This is a genomic window from Streptomyces sp. NPDC088387, from assembly GCF_044753385.1.
In the GTDB taxonomy this organism is placed as follows: Bacteria; Actinomycetota; Actinomycetes; order Streptomycetales; family Streptomycetaceae; genus Streptomyces.
This window is the reverse complement of sequence record NZ_JBIVNC010000004.1, coordinates 59438-77299: the sequence shown is the minus strand read 5'-3', so window position 1 is coordinate 77299 and position 17862 is coordinate 59438. Positions and strand designations below refer to the sequence as shown.

At 69.5% G+C, this 17862-nt stretch carries 15 protein-coding genes; 7 read left to right on the top strand and 8 right to left on the bottom strand.

All coding sequences use genetic code 11. The features are described from left to right. The first annotated feature begins 267 nt into the window (after window positions 1–267). Window positions 268–909 carry a hypothetical protein gene (locus ACIQAC_RS11840; RefSeq protein WP_402189465.1) on the top strand — a complete coding sequence of 214 codons (642 nt, stop codon included), beginning with the start codon at window positions 268–270 and terminating at the stop codon, window positions 907–909. Here the strand turns inward: ACIQAC_RS11840 and ACIQAC_RS11835 are convergent. Then, the gene (locus tag ACIQAC_RS11835; protein WP_402189462.1) at window positions 893–1267 is read right to left on the bottom strand and encodes a DUF192 domain-containing protein; all 375 of its coding nucleotides are present in this window, start codon (window positions 1265–1267) and stop codon (window positions 893–895) included. The genes ACIQAC_RS11840 and ACIQAC_RS11835 overlap by 17 nt on opposite strands. A gap of 157 nt (window positions 1268–1424) precedes the next feature. On the opposite strand from ACIQAC_RS11835, the gene ACIQAC_RS11830 reads away from it, so the two are divergent. Next, a complete protein-coding gene (locus tag ACIQAC_RS11830; protein WP_402189459.1) occupies window positions 1425–2297 on the top strand; it encodes an LLM class flavin-dependent oxidoreductase in 873 nt (290 codons plus the stop codon). A gap of 149 nt (window positions 2298–2446) precedes the next feature. On the opposite strand, the gene ACIQAC_RS11825 is transcribed toward ACIQAC_RS11830, so the two are convergent. Beyond that, window positions 2447–3115 carry a DUF4097 family beta strand repeat-containing protein gene (locus ACIQAC_RS11825; RefSeq protein ID WP_402189456.1) on the bottom strand — a complete coding sequence of 223 codons (669 nt, stop codon included), beginning with the start codon at window positions 3113–3115 and terminating at the stop codon, window positions 2447–2449. Between the two features lie 263 nt (window positions 3116–3378). Beyond that, entirely contained in the window at window positions 3379–4530 is a 1152-nt protein-coding gene (locus tag ACIQAC_RS11820) for a winged helix DNA-binding domain-containing protein (RefSeq protein WP_402189455.1), read from the bottom strand. A gap of 750 nt (window positions 4531–5280) precedes the next feature. On the opposite strand from ACIQAC_RS11820, the gene ACIQAC_RS11815 reads away from it, so the two are divergent. The 4 genes from ACIQAC_RS11815 (at window position 5281) to ACIQAC_RS11800 (ending at window position 10323) form a co-directional block, all read left to right on the top strand. Further along, a complete protein-coding gene (locus tag ACIQAC_RS11815) occupies window positions 5281–6054 on the top strand; it encodes an isoprenyl transferase (RefSeq protein WP_402189454.1) in 774 nt (257 codons plus the stop codon). Window positions 6055–6372: 318 nt separating this feature from the next. Beyond that, window positions 6373–7698, top strand: a complete 1326-nt coding sequence (locus tag ACIQAC_RS11810) for a PhoH family protein (RefSeq protein ID WP_402189451.1) — start codon at window positions 6373–6375, stop codon at window positions 7696–7698. A 420-nt stretch (window positions 7699–8118) separates the two neighbouring features. Beyond that, entirely contained in the window at window positions 8119–8817 is a 699-nt protein-coding gene (locus ACIQAC_RS11805) for a transglycosylase SLT domain-containing protein (RefSeq protein WP_402189449.1), read from the top strand. Window positions 8818–8964: 147 nt separating this feature from the next. Then, the gene (locus ACIQAC_RS11800) at window positions 8965–10323 is read left to right on the top strand and encodes an AI-2E family transporter (RefSeq protein WP_402189447.1); all 1359 of its coding nucleotides are present in this window, start codon (window positions 8965–8967) and stop codon (window positions 10321–10323) included. A gap of 40 nt (window positions 10324–10363) precedes the next feature. Here the strand turns inward: ACIQAC_RS11800 and ACIQAC_RS11795 are convergent, their stop codons facing one another. From ACIQAC_RS11795 to ACIQAC_RS11775, 5 genes are all read right to left on the bottom strand, one after another. Beyond that, on the bottom strand, window positions 10364–12685 hold the full coding sequence (locus ACIQAC_RS11795) for an ABC transporter permease (protein ID WP_402189445.1): 2322 nt from the start codon (window positions 12683–12685) through the stop codon (window positions 10364–10366). Further along, window positions 12682–13371 carry an ABC transporter ATP-binding protein gene (locus ACIQAC_RS11790; protein ID WP_402189442.1) on the bottom strand — a complete coding sequence of 230 codons (690 nt, stop codon included), beginning with the start codon at window positions 13369–13371 and terminating at the stop codon, window positions 12682–12684. Before ACIQAC_RS11790 ends, ACIQAC_RS11795 begins: the two co-directional genes overlap by 4 nt. After that, window positions 13368–13892: a PadR family transcriptional regulator gene (locus ACIQAC_RS11785; protein WP_402189440.1), complete on the bottom strand. Its 525-nt coding sequence runs from the start codon at window positions 13890–13892 to the stop codon at window positions 13368–13370. The genes ACIQAC_RS11790 and ACIQAC_RS11785 overlap by 4 nt, the downstream gene beginning before the upstream one ends. Before the next feature lie 183 nt (window positions 13893–14075). Continuing rightward, window positions 14076–14336: a hypothetical protein gene (locus tag ACIQAC_RS11780; RefSeq protein ID WP_402189438.1), complete on the bottom strand. Its 261-nt coding sequence runs from the start codon at window positions 14334–14336 to the stop codon at window positions 14076–14078. After that, entirely contained in the window at window positions 14333–15268 is a 936-nt protein-coding gene (locus ACIQAC_RS11775) for an SPFH domain-containing protein (RefSeq protein ID WP_402189435.1), read from the bottom strand. The genes ACIQAC_RS11780 and ACIQAC_RS11775 overlap by 4 nt, the downstream gene beginning before the upstream one ends. Window positions 15269–15501: 233 nt before the next feature. On the opposite strand from ACIQAC_RS11775, the gene ACIQAC_RS11770 reads away from it, so the two are divergent. Beyond that, complete coding sequence (locus tag ACIQAC_RS11770; protein WP_402189434.1) at window positions 15502–17811, top strand: transglycosylase domain-containing protein; 2310 nt, start codon at window positions 15502–15504, stop codon at window positions 17809–17811. The last annotated feature ends 51 nt before the right edge of the window (window positions 17812–17862 follow it).

The following is a 17862-nucleotide window of genomic DNA, read 5'->3' as shown; positions in this document are numbered from 1 at the left end:
CGCGATCTACTCCGCGGGTGAAAACCGGGCCGAAGCCCCAACGGAGGACTTCATGGATCGCCACGGTGTGCAGCACGACAGTGTGTTCGCGCAAGAACTCAAGGAATCCATGAGGGTCGGCTACTCCACCGGAAACGCTCGCGAGAACCAGCAGGGCCACGACCCAGAAACGGGCTGATGTTGGCCACGGCCAACTGGTACCGACAACAACGAAGGACACCGATGTTGATCCCCCGTACGAGGACACGCGGGCTGTTGTGCGCCGCCGTGGCCGGTTCCCTGGTGCTCGCGGTCGCGGGTTGCAGCGGGGGAGACGACGAAAGCGCGGAGCAGCAGGAGCCCACCGTGGCGGCCGAACGGCTCTGCGGCGGTGAGGCCGTGTCTCCGGAAGCCGCCAAAGCCCTCAAGGTAATCATGGGCGTCGACAAGTTCGAAGCGTCGGCCGACGAGTACACCATTCCCGCTGCCGTCAAGGAGTTGAGGGACAAGGGCGCGACCGACGGCACCGGAAACGAAGACATCTGCCGGATCTATACACCCCTCGATGCCCTCACAGAGCCGTTGCGTGTGAGGTGGTACCTGGCGGACAGCAAAGCTGTCAGGGGTGATGACATGGCCTCGAAGTTCACCGAGCTCCCGATGGGCGACAAAGCCGGCGCCGCAACGGACACCGCGTTTGTCGCCTTCGACTGTCACGACAACAACAGCCCGCTCACCTCGGTCCCGTACCACATCGAGGTCTTCGTCGAGACCACCGGCATGCCCCAAGAACCCGAAGGCAACCCCCAAGCCCTCAAAGACGCCTACGGGACCCTCGCCCACTCCTTCTCGCTCGCCATGGCGAAAGAACTCCGCTGTACCGACAACGCCGGCCTGAAGCCCCAGCCCTCCCTCACCCCCGCACAGTGACCCGCACCCCGGCCCTGACCCCCCACCCCTCCATGGCCCCCGCCTGCGCCTCCAGCACATGCCGGGACGTGAGGCGGGGGAGGCCCAGGCGCCCGGGGCGCATGGTGCGTACGGCGATCACCCGCAGCCCGCGGTCGAGATAGGCCACGTCGATCGCGAACCGCATCCCGAACGTGTGCACACTCCCCGCGGGCGTCAGTAGCACGGCCCCCTCGATCCCGTCCCGCCCCAACAGCCCTTTGGTACGGGCCCGGTAGGACCGCGCGATCTCCAGCGCCACAACGACCGGCGCCGCCCCGTCCCCGGCCGGCACGACCAGCTCCGCCGCCCCGTCGCGCCACCGCTGCCGAGACCCCACGTCGGACCACCCTCTCCTCGGCTCCCGACCCGGAATCACCGCAACCGAGTGACCCCGTCCCGTTGCGTATACGTTTTAAGTCACGCCACATGACAACTTTAACGGTGGTGTACAAAAACTGACATGCAGGTATCTCCCAACTGACCAGGAAGGCCTCATGACCTCGCTCGGTGCCGTATTCCGTCCGCAACTGCCGCCCGAACGACTCCGCCCCCTCGCCCGGCTCGCCGACGACTCCGGGCTCGACGAACTGTGGCTGTGGGAGGACTGCTTCCTGGAGGGCGGGATCTCCGCCGGGGCCGCCGCCCTCGCCTGGACCGACCGGATCAAGGTCGGGATCGGCCTGCTGCCGGTGCCGTTGCGGAACGTCGCCGTGACCGCGATGGAGGCCGCCACCCTGCACCGGATGTTCCCGGGACGCCCGGTCATCGGGGTCGGACACGGCGTGCAGGACTGGATGGGCCAGGTCGGGGCCCGGGTCGAGTCACCGGTGACCCTGCTGCACGAGCATCTCGACGCCCTGCGCGGGCTGTTGCGCGGCAAGCGGCTCACCGTAGAGGGGCGGTACGTGCGTCTGGACGACGTTGCTCTCGACTGGCCGCCGGCCCAGGCCGTCCCCGTGTTCGCCGGGGCCACCGGACCCCGCACGATGCGGCTCACCGGCGAGGCCGCCGACGGGACCATCCTCACCTCCGGCACGTCCCCGGAGGGTGTGCGCCGGGCGCGGCTGCTGATCGAGGAGGGGCGCCGGAGTGTCGGACGTACCGAACCGCACTCCGTCGTCGTCTATCTGCTCACCGCCACCGGGGCCGGAGCGGAGGACCGGCTCCGCGCCGAGCTGGAGTCCGAGGGGCACACCGACCTCACGGACCTCGGGGTGGCCGGGGACGCCGACGCCGTCGCCGAGGCCGTGGCGCGGCTCACCGACGCGGGCGCCGACTCGGTGATCCTCCAGCCGACCGCCGACGAACCCGACCCCGAGGGCTTCCTCCGCTTCGCGGCCGAGGGCGTCCGCCCCCGGGTCAAGTAGCCCCACAAGCAGCCCCAAAGACAGGCAGGCCCAAGGCCAAGCAGCCCCAGGCCAAGCAGCCCCAAAGACAGGCAGCCCCCGGGGGACGTACTCCCCGGGGGCAAGTGGCGCCGCCTCAAGCGATCCCCGCATCAAGCACCCTCCGCCTCTCAGAGGCTGCGGGCCGTGATGTCGCCGTGCGCCGTCGTGGCCTTGACGGTGAGGGTGATGGCCTCGGCGGGGTTGGTCAGGGCGTTGTCGATCCGTCCGTAAGCGGTACCGGCGTCGAGGCGCGCGGAGGTCCCGCGGGCCGCGCCGACGCTGATGTCACCCTGCTCGGTGCGAAGGGTGAGCGCACCGCGGACGGCTTCGGCGACCTGGAGGTCGCCCTTCTGCGTGCTGATCTCGCCGTCCGCGCCGAGCCGGCCGACCTGGATGTCGCCCGCCTGGAGGGTGAGACGGGCGGCGGCGGTCTCGTCGAGCTTCACCGTGCCCTGGGCGCCCTGGAAGGTGACGTTGCCGAGGCGTCCGACGCCGCGGAGTTCGCCGTCGGCGGCCTTGGCGTCGACGTGCGAGCCGGCGGGCAGCTGGACGGTGACCTCAAGGGCTCCGGAGGGGCCGAGGACGCGGTGACCGGTGTCCGGGGTCTCGATGCGCAGTACCCCGTCCTCGTAGGCGACCGTGGTCTGTTCGGCGGCCTTGGTGTCGCGGCTCTTGCCGGCGTCGGCGGGACGGATCTCGACGGTGGTGTCACCACGGTCGGCGGCGATGAACCGGATGCGTCCGGCCGGGATGTCGAGGACGGCGGAGATGGCGGCGGGGGTGTCGAACTTCTGCATGGTGTGTTCCTTCATCTGTCGGGCGGACCTTTGCGGCCCGCGCTTTCCGATGACAGAAACGCTACGTTGCGTTCAAGGATCGAGCAACGAGTTCGTTGCGCAAAATCAACATAACACAAGCTCAGAGCCCTCAAAGTGTTGCAATCATCGTGACGCCTAACGCAACAAAGGGTATCCATCCGTTGCAATGAACTGAACGCAAACGCTATGCCGCGACCCGGCAGACGCCCGAGTGGCCGCCCGCACCCCCGCCGAACCACCCGTCACGCATGCGGCCCCGTAGTCACCTCGCCGATCACCAGCTCCGCCCTGGCCTCCAGTACCTCTCCCACGCGCTCGGCCTCCTCGCCCAGCGCCCGCTCCTGTCGGGCCGTCAGTTTCCGTAGTGGCTCGACCGTCAGCGTCGTACGGCGGCCCTGGCGGCGTTGGTGCCAGACGCCCGCCACGACGCCGTCCAGCAGGAGCACCGGGAAGTTGCCGGCCTGGCCGCCCGCGAGGGCCCGCTGGTACGCCCTGCCGGGGAAGAGCACCTCGCGCGGCTGGGCGGCGATGGCGTACGCGTCGAAGTACGGGAGGAGGCGGACTCCGTGGGCGGGGGAGTCCGGGAAGTCCGTGTCGCCGGTCACCAGCCAGGCCGGGGCACCCTCGAAGGTGACCTCCTCGATCTCGCCCGCGCCGGCCAGTGCCGCGAACCGTTCGCCGGCCCAGGCCGACGGCGCCGCCAGCCACTTCGCGAACTGCTGGGGCGTCGCCGGTCCGTAGGCCGCGAGGTAGCGGCGGATCAGGGTGGCCGTCGCGGTGTCCGGGGCGAGCGGGGTGAAGTGCGGCGGGCGGGTGTAGGTGACCTTGCGGCCGCGGTTGGGGCCGAAGCCGAGCACGCCGGACTGGCCGGCCCGGTGCATGACCATCCGCCAGCGCGGCCACATGCCCTGGAACGCGGGCATCACCAGGTCCCCGGCCCAGGGGCCGGTCCGCCCGATCACCTCGTCGCCGAGCTCGTCGGCGGTCAGGAACCTGCCGTCGAGGGCCTCGCCGATCGCGGCGACCACCTGGTCGGCCTGCTCCTCGGTGAGCCGGGTCGCGGGCGGGAACGGGTTCGGTCCGTCCGGTACGGCGCTCAGCGCGGCGCAGAACAGGGGGAGTTCGTCGGCGGGCAGGAGATGGACCGTGCCGCGCGGGCCGTGTGTCTTGATCAGTGAGCGCTCCTCCCAGAGCGCGGAACGCACCGCCGCGCGGGTGTGGTCCGCCGTCCGGACGCCGATCGAGACCTCGGCCGCGGACAGCACCTGGGCATGCGCGCCGAGCATCGCCGACACGACCCGGGGCACGCCGGTGCCCTCCGGTGCGGGATTGGCCAGGAACTGCCGCTCAAGCCGTCGGGCGCTCGCCTCTTGCCATGTGATCGCAACGGTCATGAGGAAGACGGTAGAGGTGAATGAGGTCAGATCCTGTCCTATTGGAGAGGGGAAGTGGTGGGGTGCGAATGGGGTGAATGTGGTGAACGGCGATCTTTTGGTCCGTCAGTTCACAGGTTTTCCACATCGTTATCGCGGGCGGCTCGCAGCCGGTGTTGACCTCACGTAAGTTCGGACCAAGGGAATTCGCGTGAGCAAAGCTGCGCGGGAGGTACCGCGCAGTGGAGGGGGCTGCGCGGTGCCGTGCCCCCACCCGGGCCGTCAAGCGCGCGTTCACCGCCGCGTTAGCCCGTCGGAGGGACCCTGTCGAGCCGGGCCGATCCGCCGAAGATTCCCCCGAGCCGCTGATAACCGGCCATGAACCCGCTGTGAAGCGTGCATTTTGCGGCCATCGAGGCGTTGCCGGGCGACTCCGGAGAGTAGTTGTGGCACGCCGATGCACGCAGCATCACTTACGAAGGGTTATGGTGGAAGCCCCCCCCTCGGGCCGGTCCGTCTCCCCCCCACGGACCGGCCCGTTTTTTTGTGCTCCGGGCCGGCCGGCCCTCCCTTTCCCCCGCCTTTCCCCCGCCTTTCCTCCGCGCCCCCCGTGCGCCGGGCGGACTCCGTGAGGACCCCGGGGCCCCAACACCCCTTGGGGGAACCGTCGTCCAACGGGGGTAGGCTCAGGCCCCTCGGGGGACCGCCACTCGGACCAGAACCCGCACTCGGCCGGGCCGTCCGATCCGTACCGGAGGGGCTGACAAACACGTGAACCTGCGCGACAAGCTGCGCGGCCTGCTCGTCAGGCTGTACGCACGCCGGGTGGAGGGCCACCTGGACCACGCTCAGGTGCCCAAGCACATCGGCGTCATCATGGACGGCAACCGACGCTGGGCCAAGGCCTCCGGCTCCACCACGATGCACGGCCACCGGGCGGGCGCGGAGAAGATCGAGGAGTTCCTCGGCTGGTGCACCGAGACGGACGTCGAGGTGGTCACCCTCTGGCTGCTCTCGACGGACAACTTCGACCGCCCCAAGGAGGAGCTCGTCCCGCTCCTCGGCATCATCGAGAACGTGGTGCGCACCCTCGGCGTCGACGGCCGCTGGCGCGTGCACCACGTGGGCAACCTCGATCTGCTGCCCACCGGTATGCAGCACACCCTCAAGGAGGCGGAGGAAGCCACCGCCGACATCGACGGAATAGTGGTCAACGTCGCCATCGGCTACGGCGGCCGCCAGGAGATCGCCGACGCGGTCCGCTCGATGCTGCTGGACGCGCACGAGAAGGGCTCCTCGATCGACGAGGTCGCCGAGGCCGTCGACGTCGACATGATCGGCCGGCACCTCTACACGCGGGCCCAGCCCGACCCCGACCTGGTCATCCGCACCAGCGGTGAGCAGCGGCTCTCGGGTTTTATGCTGTGGCAGACGGCCCACTCGGAGTACTACTTCTGCGAGGTCTTCTGGCCCGCGTTCCGCAAGGTGGACTTCCTGCGCGCACTGCGCGACTACGCCGCGCGGCACCGTCGCTTCGGCGGCTGAGAACGGGGCCGGGCAGCGGCGGACGTATCGCGCTTAACACGGAGTTCACCGGCGCGCCGTCATATGCCCTGGCATGGCTGCGCTTGTTCGAGGGCATAAGGCAATCAGGTCGACACCCGAACCACGGGTGTCTCGATCTCAGCGGACGGCACGGGGCCGTCCGCCCGGGAGGCCCTCTTTGCACCAGCCCGACCGTGCGGTCTCGGCACGGATGAAGCCGCGGAGGGCCGGTTTTCGGCCCGTGGTGCCACGGGGCCGTCGACCGGTCCAGAACATCTCCGTCGCTCCCCGACCTCATCCGAGGGGGTACGTCCTTCCGTGGTGACCAGCACAAAGCGCCACAAGCCAGACCGGCGCACCTATGTTCTCGACACCAGCGTCCTGCTGGCCGATCCAGGCGCCCTGAACCGCTTCGACGAGCACGAGGTAGTGCTGCCGATCGTCGTGGTCACGGAACTGGAGGCCAAACGGCACCATCCCGAACTCGGCTACTTCGCCCGGCAGGCCCTGCGTCTGCTCGACGACTACCGGGTGAGGTACGGCCGTCTCGACGCCCCCATCCCGACCGGGGAGCTGGGCGGCACCATCCGTGTCGAGCTCAACCACTCGGACCCCAGCGTGCTGCCGACCGGCTACCGCCTCGGGGACAATGACTCCCGCATCCTCGCGGTCGCCCGGAACCTCCAGGCCGAGGGGTTCGACGTCACCGTCGTCTCCAAGGACCTGCCACTGAGGATCAAGGCGTCCTCGGTCGGGCTCCTCGCCGAGGAGTACCGCGCGGAGCTCGCCATCACGGACTCCAGCGGCTGGACCGGGATGGCGGAACTCACCCTGCCCGGCGAGCAGGTGGACATCCTCTTCGAGGAAGGCCGGGTCTATGTGCCCGAGGCGGCCCAGCTGCCCGTGCACACCGGCCTGACCATCCAGTCCGAGCGCGGCAAGGCGCTCGGCCGGGTGACCCCGGATGGCAATGTCCGGGTGGTGCGCGGCGACCGTGAGGCGTTCGGCATCAAGGGCCGCAGCGCCGAACAGCGGATCGCGCTCGACCTGCTGCTCGACCCGGACATCGGGATCGTGTCCATGGGCGGCCGGGCCGGCACCGGAAAGTCGGCGCTGGCGCTGTGCGCGGGCCTGGAGGCCGTCCTGGAGCGGCGCCAGCACGAGAAGATCATGGTCTTCCGTCCGCTGTACGCGGTGGGCGGGCAGGAGCTGGGCTATCTGCCGGGCTCCGAGGCCGAGAAGATGAGCCCCTGGGCACAGGCGGTCTTCGACACGCTCTCCGCGGTCACCAGCCGCGAGGTCATCGAGGAGGTCACCGCGCGCGGGATGCTGGAGGTGCTCCCGCTCACCCACATCCGCGGCCGCTCGCTGCACGACGCTTTTGTGATCGTGGACGAGGCGCAGTCGCTGGAGCGGAATGTCCTGCTTACCGTTCTGTCCCGAATCGGCGCGAATTCAAGGGTCGTTCTGACCCATGACGTGGCGCAGCGGGACAATCTCCGCGTAGGCCGCTATGACGGTGTGGTCGCCGTCGTGGAGAAACTGAAGGGGCATCCGCTCTTCGCGCATGTCACGCTGACGCGGTCCGAGAGGTCCCAGATCGCCGCGCTTGTGACCGAAATGCTGGAGGACGGGCAGATCTGACCGACGCGCCCCATCCCGGGGCGAATGTGCGTGAGTTGGCGCCGTCCGGCAAAGGCCAAGAGCCTAGCCGGGCGGCGCCTTCGCGCGTTGGCCTTTCTCGAAATTCCGGGGCGCAAACGGCGTGTGAGCTTTCACACGCAACCCGGAATTGCCACCCGCAGTCCGGTTACGGCAGAGTCTCACTCCTGTCAGGCCCCGCATGCGACACCTCTGTACCCCCAGCGGTACAGCACAACTTGAGCATCACCGCCAACTCCAAAGCGCAGTCGTATGCCGCCCGAGCACCATGGAGCGCTCCCCTCGCGGGAGTTGCCCCGACGGGCCCGTGCCTCCCGTGACCGTGCAGTGGGGAGGCCAGCGTCAGGGGCACGATTGCGTCCGCCAGGGTCACCGAAGCGGACGATGCTGGAAGGAAACCGTGTGAGCCGGATCTCGGTCCGGGGATTCGCAGTGGCCTCGGCCACCGCGGTCACCGCCGTCGGAAGCGTGGTCGGTGTTGCCTCGGGCAGCACTGCCGAGACCAACAACGCCGAAACGACGGCCACCGACCTGACGCTCCTCGCGGACATACCCACCGGCCAGCAGGCCCGGGTACAGACCGCGTCCCTGACGCAGCAGGCCAATGTGCAGGCCCTCGCCGCGGACGCGACCGCCAAGAAGGACGCCGAGGCCGACGCGCGCAAGAAGGCCGCACGGCTCGCGGTCGAGAAGAAGGAAGCCGCCGAGAAGGCGGCGAAGGAAGCCAAGGAGCGCGAGGAGGCCGAGAAGGAGGCCGCCAGCCGCGACGCCTCCCGGGACGCCTCCGACTTCACGGTCCAGAGCTCGTACTCCATCTCGCAGATCCAGTCGATGGCCGCGCAGATGGTGCCCTCGGGCCAGTTCCAGTGCTTCAGCAACATCGTGGACCACGAGTCCGACTGGAACTACACGGCGGTCAACCCCTCCTCCGGCGCCTACGGCCTCTTCCAGGCCCTGCCCGGCTCCAAGATGTCGTCCGTCGGCTCCGACTGGCAGACGAACCCCGCCACGCAGATCCAGTGGGGCCTGAACTACATGAACGAGCGCTACGGCAGCCCCTGCGAGGCGTGGTCGTTCTGGCAGGCCAACAACTGGTACTGAGCCGCCGCGCGGGCCGCCCCCGGCCGGCCGCGCCCGCTCAACCTTCGAAGGCCCCTCCCCGTCACTGGGGGAGGGGCCTTCGCCCTGTACGGTCTGAGACGAGACTCCGGGGGAGTGGTGAGGCGGGACGGGGGAAGAGGACGGATCATGTCGAGAGTGCCAGGGTGGCTCGGCCGGCTCGGCGCCGGACTGACCAGAATGGGTGAGCGGCTGGACGAGCGCCGCGCCGAGGCCGACGCCGACGACGCCTCCGAGCCCGAACCCGTGGACAAGGCCGCACAGGCTCCCGGGCCCGTCGAGCCCCCGCCCGTCTACCCGGCCCGCCCCGACCCGGCCCTCGCCGTGCCGTGGGGCCTCAGGGTCGCCGCGGAGGCGGGCTGGCGGCTCCTGGTACTCGGCGGCACCCTGTGGGTGCTGATGCGCGTCATCAGCGCCGTACAGCTGGTCGTGTTCGCCTTCGTCGCCGCGCTGTTGATGACGGCGCTCCTCCAGCCGACCGTGGCCCGGCTGCGCCGCCTCGGTGTGCCGCGCGGACCGGCGACGGCCCTCACCGCGTTCCTCGGCTTCGTCGTCATGGGCCTCATCGGCTGGTTCGTGACCTGGCAGGTCATGGAGAACATCGACACCCTCTCCGACCAGGTCCAGGACGGTATCGACGAACTGCGCAACTGGCTGCTCAACAGCCCCTTCCACGTCACCGACAAGCAGATCACCGAGATCGCCGAGAACCTGCGCGAGGCGGTCGGCGCCAACACCGACGAGATCACCTCGGCCGGTCTGGAGGGCGTCACGGTGATCGTGGAGGCGCTGACGGGCATTCTGCTCGCCGCGTTCTCCACCCTGTTCCTGCTCTACGACGGCCGGCGCATCTGGGAGTGGTCGCTGAAGCTGGTCCCCGCCGCGGCGCGGGCCGGCGTCGCGGGCGCCGGCCCGCGCGCCTGGCGCACCCTCACCGCCTATGTGCGCGGCACCGTCCTGGTGGCCCTGATCGACGCCATCTTCATCGGCCTCGGCATCTACTTCCTCGACGTCCCGATGGCGGTCCCGCTGGCCGTCTTCATCTTCCTCGGCGCCTTCATCCCGCTGGTCGGCGCGGTCATCTCCGGCGCCCTCGCGGTGGTCGTCGCCCTGGTCACGCAGGGTGTGTTCACCGGCGTGATGACCCTGGTCGTGGTGCTCGCGGTGCAGCAGATCGAGGGCCACATCCTCCAGCCGTTCATCCTGGGCCGGGCGGTGCGGGTCCATCCGCTCGCGGTGGTCCTGTCCGTCGCGGCCGGCGGCCTGGTCGCGGGGATCGGCGGCGCGGTGGTGGCCGTACCGCTGGTGGCGGTGACGAACACGGTGGTCGGGTATCTGAAGTCGTACTCGGAGGACCGCCTGAGGGAGTCCGCCGGGGTGACGACAGCCCGTCCGGCGCTTGAGGACGAGGCCGTTCAGGCCGAAGGGGGGTCGGGGGGCACCGCCCCCGGGAACGGCGACGCGGAGGGCCCCGCCCACCAGGGGTGAGCGGGGCCGACGCGGGGACCACGGGTGACCCGGGGTCACCTCACTCCGTGCGCAGGCCGTCCGGCCGCATCAGCCGCAGCAGCGGCGGCAGACTGAGCAGGGTCACCGCGAAGACCACCCCGGCGCCGATGCCCGTCATCGTCAGCACACTCGTCCAGTCGATGCCGATGGACGTGGACGTCATCCGCAGCAGCACGGTGCCCAGGGTCAGCCCCACCACGTTCGCGAGGAGCAGACCGAGGGCGATCGGGATCGCCGTCTGCCAGAACACCGACAGGCTCAGCGTGGACCGCCGGGTGCCGAAGGCCACCAGGGACGACAGCAGCTTCTTGCGCTCGCGCAACTGCTCCAGCTGGGAGACCAGCAGACTCGCCCCGATGAGCAGCAGCACACAGGCGGCGCCGACATACAGGCCGGTGCGGACGGAGTCGTAGCGCTGCGAGGTCCTGGAGGCGGCCCACATCATGGGCTCGGAGAGCGGGGCGACCTCGGCCGCGGTGTTGCGGACCAGCTCCTCGGCGTCCGGCACCGAGTAGTCGACGGCGAGATAGATCTGGCCCGACACGTCCGTCTTCGCCGCCGCCGGCATGGCCTTCGGCGTCACGAGGAGCCCGCCGGAGTCGCCGGTCAGGGAGTTCCCCGCCTGGGCCGCCTTCAGCTTCGGCAGCACCCACGGCGACTCGGTGCCCTGGTGGCCGTCGTAGGACGCGTCGAAGTACACCGTGCGGCCAGGCTTCGCGAGATCGGCCGTGTACGAGTCGTACTCGGCGCCGTGCACGGCGAAGACGTCCCCGTCGCGGCACGACGTCAGCTTCGCCACCGCCCGCAGCAGCTCGCAGTCGGCCACCTTGACCGACATGCTGCGCTCGGAGTCGCTCGGCTTCTCGTCGACGTACCCCTCCAGGTACGGGTACACCTTCCGCACGCCCTTGTTCTTCTCGAACGCCTGCGCCGCCGGGGCCAGCGGTGTGTCCTCCGGGAGGCTCACCTGCATCTGGATCCGCTCGGTGTCCTTGCCGGTGGCCGAGGTGTAGTCCGGGGCCACGCCCGCGAACAGCATCTGAAGGGCGATCGCGCCGGCCACCGCCACCGCGATGCCGTTGACCGTGCGGGCCGCCGTACCGCTGCTCAACTGGAGTCTGCGCACCGCGAGCTGCCAGGAGACCGAGCCGGAGCCGAGGCGGCCGACGACCCGCTCGACGATCCACGGGAGCAGTGCGGTGATACCGATGAGCAGCAGCATCACACCGCCGACGACCATGTACTGGTTGAAGCCGCCGTCGTCGTTGCCCTGTCCGATCATCGGGTACAGCAGCCCCAGACCGGCCAGCGGCAGCAGCAGCCGCCACCAGAGCCGGCGCCGGCTGGGCTTCGCCGTACGGACCACGCCGAGCGGTTCGATGACCACTCCGCGCAGCGCGAGCAGGGTCACCAGGACCGCGGCGGCCGGCACCACGACCGCGACCAGCACGGCCAGCAGCGGCGACGGGTTGAGATAGCTGGGGAAGACACTGACGTCGAACACCTCGGCGTAGCCGGCGAGTTCGCGTCCGAGGAGGAAGAAGCCGGTGCCGAAGACCAGCCCGAGGGCCGATCCGGCGAGCGCCTCGCCCGCCGCCACCCGGCGGGTCATCCCGCTGTCCGAACCCACCAGCCGCAGCGCCGCGAGCCGCCGGTCGCGCCCCTCGCCGCCGAACCGCACGGCCGCGGCGACGAACACACCGACCGGCATCAGCAGCACCACGAACACGACCAGGATCAGCAGCAGCAGTACCGGATCCCAGGCCTCGGAGCTGCCGGGAATCTCCTTGCCGAACCGGTCGATCCGCTCGGCCCGGCCGTCGAGGTGGCGTTCCAGTCCCTCGCCGCCCCGGTAGAAGGAGAGTTCGGCCGGGCCGACGAGGCCCTTCTCGCCGATGGTGCCGATGATCCGCTCGGGCAGCCGCTCGCGCAGCAGTCTGCCGCCCGGCGACTCCAGCAGTTCCTTCAGCGCCGGCGACACGATCATCTCGCCGACGCCCGGGAACGTACCGACCCCCGGCGGCAGCGGTGCCTTCGGCCCCTCCGGCTCCAGCGCCCGCCCGCGTACGTCCTCGTCGCGGAAGGTCGTGTTGACCGGCGCGACGAGCAGGGTGGCGTCCGTCTTGGGGAGGGTCTGCGAGGCGTACGTGAAGTCCGTGCGCGTCTGCTCCCGCTTGTCCCGCGCGTCCAGTGCGCTGGGTATGGCGGTCGTGAGCAGCAGGAGTGCCACGCCGAGCCCCACCCCGACCGCGGTGAGCACGGTCCGCGCCCAGCCGCCGCGTCCGGTGAAGGCGAACTGCACGCCGAGCCGCAGATCGCGCGCCCACTGACGTGCGTTCATACGGCGCGCTCCATGTCCCGCGACTTGCCGTCCCGGACGACGAGTTCACGGTCGGAGTAGGCGGCGACCCGTGCCTCGTGGGTGACCAGGACGACGGCCGCGTTGGTGGACCGGGCCGCGTCGGTCAGCAGGTCCATCACGCGCTCGCCGTTGAACGAGTCGAGCGCGCCGGTCGGTTCGTCGGCGAACAGCACCCGCGGACTGGTCACCAGCGCACGCGCCACCGCGACCCGCTGGCCCTGACCGCCGGAGACCTCGCCCGGCCGCTTCTTGCGCAGGTCGTCGACCTCAAGACGTTCCATCCAGCCCAGCGCGGTGCGCTCGGCCTCCTTGCGGGACGTGCCGTTCAGCCGCAGCGGCAGTGCCACGTTCTCCACACAGGTCAGCTCGGGCACCAACTGGCCGAACTGGAACACGAACCCGAACTCCGAGCGCCGCAGCGCACTGCGCTGGGCGTCGTTCATGGTGGCCATCTCGCGGCCGTTGTAGGTGATCGAGCCCGAGTCGGGTGTCACGATCCCGGCGAGACAGTGCAGCAGGGTCGACTTGCCCGATCCGGAGGGGCCCATCACCGCGACGACCTCGCCGGGGTGGATGGAGAACTCGGCCCCGTCCAGGGCGTTCGTCGGACCGTAGGTCTTGCGCAGCTCGGTGGCCACGAGCAGGGAACCGGCGGGAACGGTCACTTGGTCACCGCCTCGGCGAGCTTGCCCAGCCGCGCGGCGGTCAGCTCCAGCCAGCGCAGATCGGCTTCGAGATGGAACAGCGCGTGGTCGCAGATCAGCTGGTCCGCGAGATCGCCCTTGCGCTTGCGGTCGGTGAGGATCCGCATCATGCGCAGGTGCTCGGAGCGCTGGGTGTCGAGGATGTCGGCGGCGTCGCGGTGCGTCAGCAGCGCCAGGACGACCTTGGTGTAGAGCGTGGACTGGAGGTACGGCTCCGGCGGTTCCGGCGTGGCGAGCCAGCGCTCGACGTCGGTGATCCCGGCGTCGGTGATCGCGTACCGCTTGCGCTCGGGACCGCCGCCGGGCTCTATGCCGTCGACTTCCACGAGCCCGTTCTTCAGGAGCCGGGACATCGTGGAGTAGACCTGGCCGTAGTGGAGCGGCCGGTCCTGACCGAACTTCTCGTCGAAGGCCCGCTTGAGGTCGTAACCGTGGCGCGGCCCGGACTCCAGGAGCCCTAGGAGGGTGTGACCGATGGACATGCGGAGCACTCTACACACGAGGTATACCCACTATGTATACGCGGAGTGTGTAGATCTTGGCTGTGGGTGTGGAGGTGCAGGTGGGGGGCGATTGTCACGGTTCTGCGACGGCCGGACGGGCTGCGCCGTGGGACTTCCGGTCCCGCGACTTCCAGCCCGTCCGGCGTTTGGGGACGAGGCCGTTCAGGCCGACGGGGGTCCGGGGGCGGAGCCCCCGGGAGGCCGCCCGCGGCGCGGCAGGGGCCCGGTGTCCCCCGGCAGCCGCCCCGCCTCCGCGAGCGCCCGCCGCAGCAGGAACTCGATCTGCGCGTTCGCCGACCGCAACTCGTCGGAGGCCCACCGGGCCAGCGCGTCGTAGACCGCCGGATCCAGCCGCAGCAGCACCTGCTTGCGCTGCTGCGGCGTCCGGCGTTCGGGGCCTCCGCCCTCGGACGGACCCGTCACTGGTAGAGCGTCCCGGTGTTGACGACCGGCTGCGCGGCCCGGTCACCGCACAGCACCACCATCAGGTTGGACACCATCGCCGCCTTGCGCTCGGAGTCCAGCTCCACGATGTCCCGCTCGGCCAGCCGCACCAGCGCCATCTCGACCATGCCGACCGCGCCGTCCACGATCAGCCGCCGGGCCGCGACGACCGCGCCGGCCTGCTGGCGCTGGAGCATCGCCGAGGCGATCTCGGGCGCGTAGGCGAGGTGCGTGAAGCGGGACTCGATGATCTGGACGCCGGCCGCCTCCACCCGCGCGTGCAGTTCGACGGCGAGCTTCTCGGTGATCTCCTCGGCGTTCTCCCGCAGCGAGAGACCGTCCTCCTCGTGGGCGTCGTACGGGTACTCGATGGCGATGTGCCGGACGGCCGCCTCGGTCTGCGTGGAGACGAACTCGATGTAGTCGTCGACCTCGAAGGAGGCCTGCGCGGTGTCCTCGACCCGCCACACGACGACCGCGGCGAGCTCGATCGGGTTGCCGTAGGCGTCGTTGACCTTCAGCACGGCCGTCTCGTGGTTGCGGACCCGGGTCGAGATCTTCGTACGGGACGTGAGCGGGTTCACCCAGCGCAGGCCGTCGCGCCGGATCGTGCCGCGGTAGCGCCCGAAGAGCTGGACCACACGGGCCTCGCCGGGCGCCACCATGTTCAGCCCGCACATCGCGACGAACGCGGCGATGGCGATCAGGATGCCGCCGACGATCAGTACGGCCTTGCCCGCGGCGGCCGAGACCGCGGTGGCCGAGACGGCCATGCCGACACCGGCGAACAGCCCGATCAGGCCAAGCAGCAGCGCCAGCCCGCCGCCGATGCTGGGCGCGATGAACTCCCGGACGCGTGGCGCCGGCATCTCCGGGACGTCGGCCACGGGTGTGGGTGTGTCTGTGGACATGGGTACTCCCCCGTTTCACTAGCTCAGTGCTTACTAAGTGATATCACTTTACCCCGTCACGGCAACCCCAACCCCCCTTCGTTCGTCGGTTCCAGTGGGACGGGTGCTGATTGTCACGTCCGTAAAAGACCGGATCGAACGCCCTTTGTCACAGACGGCGGTGTTAGTTTTCTGAGCTGACCTGAGCCGCCCACTCAAGTGACAGACGAGACCGAAGCGGAGTAATCGGACCCATGGGACGAGCGGAAGAGAGACGAGCACGGCAGCGCGGTGGCCGCCGCCGCGCGGCGCCCAAGCGTCGCCGCTCGTCGAACGAGAAGGGCAAGACCGGCATACGACGCTTCCTCACCTGGAGGAAGCTTCTCGGTACGTTCCTCGGCTTCTGTCTGCTCTGCATCGGCGCGTTCATCGTGCTCTACCTGGTGATCGACATCCCGAAGGGAAACGCGGTCGCCCAGGAGCAGAGCAACGTCTACGAGTACAGCGACGGCTCGGTCATGACCCGCAACGGCGAGGTCAACCGCGAGATCGTGGACCTCGCCCAGATCCCCAAGCCGGTCCAGCGCACCTTCGTCGCCGCCGAGAACAAGACCTTCTACCAGGACGCCGGCGTCGACCTGAAGGGCACCGCCCGCGGTCTGCTCAACACCTTGTCCGGCAAGGGCAAGCAGGGCGGCTCGACCATCACCCAGCAGTACGTCAAGAACTACTACCTCACCCAGGAACAGACGGTCAGCCGCAAGCTCAAGGAGCTGGTCATCTCCCTGAAGGTGGACCGCGAGAAGTCCAAGGACGACATCCTCGCCGGGTACATCAACACCAGCTACTACGGCCGCAACGCGTACGGCATCCAGGCCGCCGCGCAGGCCTACTACCGGGTCGACGCCGACAAGCTCACCGTCGAGCAGGGCGCCTACCTCGCCGCGCTGCTCCAGGCGCCGAGCCAGTACGACTGGGCGGAGGCCTCGGACCTCAGCAAGAAGCTGGTCGAGGAACGCTGGAACTACGTCCTGGACAACATGGTCGGGGAGGGCTGGCTCGACGCCTCCGAACGCCAGGGCATGGAGTTCCCGGTGCCGAAGGAGCCGCAGGGCACACCCGGCCTGGAGGGCCAGACCGGTTATCTCGTCGACGAGGCCAACGCGGAGCTGGCCCGCCAGCTCGTCGCGCAGGGCACGGCCGAGGACCAGGACGACGCGCTCGCGATGGTCAAGCGCGGCGGCTGGACGCTGACGCTCAACATCGACAAGAAGAAGCAGGCCGAGCTGGAGAAGTCCGCCGAGGACCAGCTCGTGAGCAAGCTCGACCCGGAGAAGCGCAAGGTCGACGCCAACATCCAGCCCGGCGCGGTCTCCGTCGACCCGAAGACCGGCAAGGTCGTCGCGATGTACGGCGGTGCCGACTATGTCAAGCACTACCGCAACAACGCCACCCGCCGCGACTACCAGCCGGCCTCCACCTTCAAGCCGGTGATCCTGGCGGCGGCGCTGGAGGAGGAGGCGGAGACCCAGGACGGCGATCCGATCACCGCGAACACGGTCTACGACGGTGACAGCAAGCACCAGGTCGTGGACGGCGGCGACAAGGTCGGCTTCGCCCCGCCGAACGAGGACGACGTCGACTACGGCGAGGTCTCCGTGCAGACCGCGATGAACAAGTCCATCAACGCGGTCTTCGCGCAGATGGGCGTCGACGTCGGTATGGACAAGGTGATGGACGTCGCCGATCTGCTCGGCATGGACACCGAGGGCATGAAGGCGGTACCCGCCCAGACCCTCGGCACCATGGGTGCCAGCCCGCTGGAGATGGCGGGGATGTACGCCACGCTGGACAACCACGGCAAGAAGGTCACACCGGCGGTGCTGGCCAAGGCCGAACACAAGGACACGGTCGTGGAGTTGCCCGACCCGATCGGGGACCAGGTGATCACCCGCGAGGCCGCGGACACGGTGACCTCGGTCCTGACCGGAGTGGTCGACGACGGCACGGCCCGTACGTCGGTGCGGAACAACCCGAAGCGTGACGGGCAGCAGGTGGCGGGCAAGACGGGTACGTCCGACTTCGGCCGGTCCGCCTGGTTCACCGGCTACACCCCGAGCCTGGTGACCTCGGTCGGCCTGTTCGGCGAGGACGCCGAAACCCACAACCAGGTCGACATGAAGGGCGCCACCGGCACCCTGCCTGGCAAGGGCCGGGTCAATGGCGGTGGTATCCCGGCCCAGATCTGGGCGCAGTACACCTTCGGTGTGATGGACAAGGTCACCAAGTTCGACCTGGACACGGACCAGGGCGCGGCCGTGAAGCCCACGATCACCCCGAGCGAGACCCGGGAACCCACCGAGGAACCCACCACCAACGAGCCCACCACCGAGCCCCCCACGGAATCGGACACCCCCACGGAGACCCCGTCCGAAACCCCCACGACGGAGGAACCCTCGGAGACCCCGACAACGCAGGAGCCGTCGGAAACCCCCGCCACCTCCGACCCCCCGGAAGAAACTCCGGACGACCCGGCCATCCCGAACGACGGAAGACAGCAGTAGAAAAACAGGGGCGCCCGGCACGATGACGCCGGGCGCCCCTGGGGCTTTTGG